The sequence below is a fragment of the Mycoplasma sp. CSL7503-lung genome (genome assembly GCF_025515455.1).
In the GTDB taxonomy this organism is placed as follows: Bacteria; Bacillota_I; Bacilli_A; order Mycoplasmatales; family Metamycoplasmataceae; genus Mycoplasmopsis.
Genome location: NZ_JAOPHP010000010.1, coordinates 26567 through 32925, shown reverse-complemented (window position 1 = coordinate 32925; position 6359 = coordinate 26567). Strand labels below are relative to the sequence as shown.

General features: G+C 26.0%; 4 protein-coding genes. All 4 read left to right on the top strand.

The features are described 5' to 3' along the window. Positions 1-321 precede the first annotated feature (321 nt). From lysS to N9R85_RS01975, 4 genes are read left to right on the top strand one after another with little or no spacing between them, the layout of a single operon-like run. Positions 322-1788, top strand: a complete 1467-nt coding sequence (gene lysS / locus N9R85_RS01990; protein ID WP_262858359.1) for a lysine--tRNA ligase — start codon at positions 322-324, stop codon at positions 1786-1788. A gap of 2 nt (positions 1789-1790) precedes the next feature. Beyond that, positions 1791-2708: an alpha/beta hydrolase gene (locus tag N9R85_RS01985; RefSeq protein ID WP_262858358.1), complete on the top strand. Its 918-nt coding sequence runs from the start codon at positions 1791-1793 to the stop codon at positions 2706-2708. Further along, positions 2701-4482 carry a S41 family peptidase gene (locus tag N9R85_RS01980; RefSeq protein ID WP_262858357.1) on the top strand — a complete coding sequence of 594 codons (1782 nt, stop codon included), beginning with the start codon at positions 2701-2703 and terminating at the stop codon, positions 4480-4482. Before N9R85_RS01985 ends, N9R85_RS01980 begins: the two co-directional genes overlap by 8 nt. A 1-nt stretch (position 4483) precedes the next feature. Beyond that, complete coding sequence (locus N9R85_RS01975) at positions 4484-6358, top strand: S41 family peptidase (protein WP_262858356.1); 1875 nt, start codon at positions 4484-4486, stop codon at positions 6356-6358. The last annotated feature ends 1 nt before the right edge of the window (position 6359 follow it).

The window sequence follows — 6359 nt, the reverse complement described above, 5'->3', positions numbered from 1 at the left end:
AACTTTTGATATTGAAAACAAAGTAATAATATTGATTTTTTAAGTAAAATTTTAGATTTTTTTAGATCGTTAAGATATAATAAAAATACCAAGCACGAAAGTGTTGCACTTGATATTTCATTTTAGGGATAAGTATTTATGAAAATTAATACTTATCTTTTAATTTAATAAATAGTAAATAAGGTTAATAATATTTATTAAATAAATAATTATAATATTATATAATTTAATTATTTAAGTGGTATAGTTAAAATTTAACTAAAAACTATAAAAAATAATGCTTAAAAGCATAATACAGTTATATATTTAAGGAGTTTTAAAATGGAAAAATTGACAGAACAAGAACAAATTAGAAGAAATAAACTAGATGAATACAAAAAAATAAATGTTAACGCATTTGAAAATGCTGATAAATTAGAAAAAATAACTTATTCAGACGAAATAGAAAATAAATTTAACTCATTTTCAAAAGCTGAGCTAGAAGAACAAAACAACGAAGTGAATGTTGCAGGTAGAATAGTTGCTATGAGAGGTCCTTTTATAGTTTTAAAAGATTATCACTCAAAAATTCAACTATACTTTAATTCTAAAACAGCAGAAGAAGAATACAAAAAAGTAGTTGAACTAGCAGATTTAGGTGACATAATGTATGCAAGTGGTACAGTTATTAAAACTAATACCGGAGCTATTTCAGTTAAAGTTAAATCAATTAAACTACTAACAAAATCATTAAAACAATTGCCAGATAAATACCACGGACTAACCGATATTGAAGAGAGATATAGAAAAAGATATGTTGATTTAATAGTTAATGATGAAGTTAAAGATGTATTTTGAAAAAGAACTAAAATAATTTCAGAAATTAGAAGATTTTTCGATGAATTAGAATACATGGAAGTTGAAACTCCTTTTTTACATGATTATCTTTCTGGTGCATCAGCTAAACCATTTAAAACACATCATAATGCTTTAGATCAAGAGTTCGTCTTAAGAATCGCAACAGAAATTCCATTAAAAAAATTATTAGTTGGTGGAATTGATAGAGTTTACGAAATTGGTAGAATATTTAGAAACGAAGGAATAGATACAACACACAACCCCGAATTCACTTCTATAGAATTTTATGAAGCATATTCTAATTTAGAAGGAATGATGAATAGAACTGAAACATTAATCAAAAGATTAGCAACTAAATTAGGTGTACAAAAAGTAAACAATAAAGGTGTTGAAATAGATTTAACAAAACCATTTAATAGAATCAATATGGTAGATGCAGTATCAAAAGCAACAAACGTAAACTTTAGAGAAATCAACATCGATGAAGCTATTGAAGTAGCGAAAAAACAAGGAATAAAGGTTCAAAAATACTTTAAGTTAGGACATATTATTAATGAATTATTCGAAGAATTAATTGAAAAAACTTTAATACAACCTACTTTTGTTTTTGGCCACCCAATTGAGATTTCTCCTCTTACAGCAAAAAGCGAAGATCCAAGATTTACAGAGCGTGCTGAACTCTTTATTAACACCAAAGAATACGCAAATATGTACACCGAACTTTCTGACCCACTTGACCAACTTCAACGTTTTGAAGATCAATTGGACGAAAAAAATAATGGTAACGACGAAGCAAGCGACATTGATTGAGATTTTGTAGATTCGTTGCTATATGGTATGCCTCCCGCTGGTGGTTGCGGAATTGGAATTGATCGTTTAACCATGTTATTAACCGAAAAAGAATCTATTAGAGATGTTTTATTATTCCCAACAATGAAAAGCAGAAAATAAAAATGAAAAGTAAATCATTTTACGGAGAAAATAATATATATGTATCCGAGTGAAAAGTAGAAAACCCAAAAGGAATAATTCAATTTGTACATGGTTTAGGAGATCAAATTGATAGATATGACGAATTTGCTGAATACTTTAACTCAAAAGGATATATTGTAGTTGGAAATGACAATTATGGACACGGAAATACTATTGACACAGATGCTCAATTAGGTGTCATCCCCGAAGATATTAACGAATTAATAAACAGTGTAAAAACACTAAATATATTAATCAAAAAGAAATATCCAAAACTTCCAATTTATCTTTTTGGTCACTCAATGGGTTCTTTAATTTCATTATTATTCGCCACTAAAAACAGCAACAATATCAACGGATTATTTTTAATTGGTTTTCCATATTATAGTAATATACAAGGCTTGTTAGGAATAAGAATAATTAAACATCTTGAAAAAAAATATGGAAAAGATTTTAAATACACAGGATTTAAAAATTTTATTGAAAAGAGATTAAATAGAAAAATAAAAAATCCATTAAATGAATTTGAATGGCTTTCAAGCGATAAAACATACTATGAAAACTATATTTTGAATAGTAAGTTTAAAAAAATGAAATTCCCATCTTTACACTTAACATATGCATTAATGCAATTTGCAAAAAATTCATACGATTTGAAAATACTACAAAATATAAACAAAAGCATTCCTGTTTCTATTTTAGCCGGAAAAAACGATTCAATCGGATTATTTGGTAAAGGCCCTAAAAAACTATATTTAAACCTTGTTAAGCTTGGTTTGCAAAATTTAAATTTTAAAATTTATAAAAATTCAAGACACAATATTATCCATGATGTTGAGAAACAAAATGTTTTTGATGATTTATATAACATAATCAAAGAAATAAATAAACATGAATAAAATTACAAAAAAAATATTGTCACTATTTTTTATGACAACTTCAATAACAGCAGTAACAAGCTGTTCTTTTTATGATTCTCCTATTGATAAAAAATATGATTTTAACATTTACGAAAAATTAGAAATAAATGATAAAACATATTTAGCTCATCAAGTAAAATTCAAAAATTTTAAAGAAGGACAATTTAAGATAATTGATAATACTAAATTAAGCATTATTAATATTGAAGATATAGAATATACTAACATAGAAGATTTTTTAAAATTAATTAATGGTTTAATTTATACAGACGTATATTTATCAAATTTAGAAAAAACAGACGATTACTGAATTTTTACTCCTTATGGTAAATCTGAAAAAGATTATCCTTTTGTTAAATTTAACTTCAAAGATGGTTTTATAGAATTTAATGATAACTCTGTTTTTACAGCTTCAATTAATGGAGTTGACAGCGGAACTAAGTATAATAAAAATATAAAATTTGTTAAATCTGAAACTATCAAAAAAGGTAATAAAATTACAAAAATTCAATTGAGAAATTATGGTTTTAATTTATTTAAATATAAAAATGACTTATTGGTTCCTTTTGATATTTTAAATCTACTTTTTGGTTCTAACAATTATTACAATTTATATCTTGGAAAAGAATTATTGATAGGGAACTTTTTACCTAATAGTTTAAATGGAAACGAAACTCCTAACACTTTATTAAATAATAAAAATAGATATTTAGAAGAAACAAAGAAAACTAGAATGATAAACTATAATTTTATGGCTTTAGTTTTTGATTATTTTTACGGATTTAAAGATTTAAAAATGCCAAACGGATTTAAAACATATACAAAAAATAACTTAAATAATTTAATTAGTACAAATCCAAACAATTACTTAAGTGAATATGCTAAATTATTCACCATCAACTTAAATGACCCTCATGCACAAATCTTTTCAACAATTCAAGGTTCAAAACCTTCTATTGATTTTTCAGGTTTAAGCGAAAAAGATAAAAATAATAATAAAACTTATAACATTTACAAATATTACAGAATATTAGACCAAAAACTCCAAAGTTTAGACAATGAAATTTATCAAAAAGATAAAAGAAGCGAAATTAATATAATCCATAGTAACGACTTAGCTATAATTAAGGTCAATAATTTTGTTGTTGCAAGCGAAGAAATGATTAAAAACGACAAAGAAAAAGCGTATGAATATGATACTTTTTATAGAGTTCTGAATAGTATCAAAAAGATACAAAAAGATCATAAAGAAGTTAAGAATATTGTATTAGATTTATCTACTAATACAGGGGGTCATGTTGTACAAGCCGAAAAATTATTGGGTATGATGACTAACGAAAATATTAGACAATATCAGTTCGATACAATTACAAATAATTTTTCATATCGTGAATTTAAAATTGATGCAGATGATGATGGCGATTACAATGATGATGATGCATTCACAGAATATAATTGATATATAATGACTAGCCCTATCACATTTAGTGCTGCTAACTTTATGGCAACTTACGCGAAAGATAATAATATTGCAAAAATAATTGGTAACAAAAGTTCTGGAGGTACATTCTCGGTATTTCCGTTTGTTCTACCTGACGGAACAACCTTAGGAATTAGCTCTAACGATGGATTTACATTTAAAGACCAAACTTTTGTAGAAGACGGAGCAGAAGTAGATTTAAGAATAAATTATGAAGATTATTATAATCCAGAAAAAATTGATAAAATAATACATAATCAAAAAAGAAGGTAAAATGAAAACAAATTTAAAAAAAATATTTTTAGGCTTAGGAGGTTTAACTACTTTAGTTCCACTTTCTATAGCATGTAGTAGTAACGAAAATAAAAACACCGATAATATAAACGATCAAAATCAAAACAACAAATCAAGCACTGTGGATTCAAACAATAATACAAATGTTGATAAAACAACAGCAACTAACACAACAACAAAAGAACTTGAACAATACAATGAACGTCAAGTTACATTTGAAAGTTTAATACCAAAACAATCATTAGCTTTCAAAGAAAATATATCTTTAAAAGTTCTAACAAGTCAGGCTATTGATTATTTAGAAATTAATGAATTTATAAATATGATAGATGGTTTAGTTGATAAAACAAAGTATGTAGCAACTAAAGATCAAGAAGGTTCAGAATGAACATTTAAACCATATAACGAAGAAACAAAAGATGGTGTAAAACCATATTTAAAGTTTAATTACAAAGATAATACTATCGAATATAATTCAGAGTGAGTTTTTAATGCTTTTAAAGAAACAACAGATTCTCAAGATTCTACATATAGTAAGCACTTTAAAAATTTAGAAGACGAAATAATTAAACAAGGCAATCCAGTAATCAAGCTTAACTTATCAAACTACGGAATGAAATTACATTATGATAATGATAAACTTTATATTCCTTTTGATGTTTTAAACTTATTATTTGGTTCTAAAAATAGAATTCTTTTCTATATTACAGGAACTAAAATCTTTGCATCAACACCTTTTCTTCCAGTATATACTCCTGAAAGTCAAAAATTGCTTCAAGAAACAAGAAGATCTGGAGAAACAAAAAAAGATAGAGAATATAACTTAAACTTTTTTTCATTTGTAATGGACAATTTTTACGGTTTTAAAAATAAAGTTAAAGGTGGTTTTAAAAACTTAACTACAATAAATAAAGATAAGTTATTAAGTTTGGCACCTAATCAATATTTAGAAGAATATATTAATATTTTTTCTAATGTATTAAACGATCCACACTCACAATTTGTAGATTTCTCATATTATGTTACACAAAATACACCCGAATTAAATCGTACAAGTGCTGAAGGAACTAAAATCAATGACATTAACACAAACATGCAAAAATTGAGAGGGATATTACTTAAAAACCATCCTCAACAAGGAGATAGCCCAACATTAGATCAATTAGATTCATTTAGTGTTCCTTATGCACTAACACACGGAGACTTAGCTATAATTAAAATAAATGATTTTGTTATTGGCGATGAAAAACCACAACAAATACCGCAAACAAGCTATACTAGAATCGTAGACACTTTCGCACGCCTTAAATATATTATTGATAATACAATTAAGAAAAACAAAGAAATTAAAAAAATAGTTTTAGATCTTTCTACAAACAGAGGTGGAGAAATAGTTCAAGCCGAAAAAATTATTGGATTAATGACAGATGAAGATATAAAACACAAAAAAGAAAACAGTCAAACAGGAAAACAATATATCCAAAAAATAAAAGTTGACGCAAATATAGATGGTAATTTTGACGATCAAGATGCAGAAAATAGTTATAAATGATATGTAATGACAAGTCCTGTTACATTTAGTGCAGCAAACTATCTAGCACAATATGCTAAAGATTATAAATTGGCAACACTAATTGGTCAAAAGAGTAGTGGTGGTACATATTCAATTATGCCATTTGTTTTACCAGATGGTACAACATTAACAATAAGTTCTCCAGACGGAAGTGTTGATAAAAATGGTTTATCAATAGAAGACGGAGTTACTCCTGATATAGAAATACCTTATGATGATTTTTATAACGAAACTAAAATTCAAGAAATTTTATCTAAAGATACAGAAAAAAATAGCAATTAAG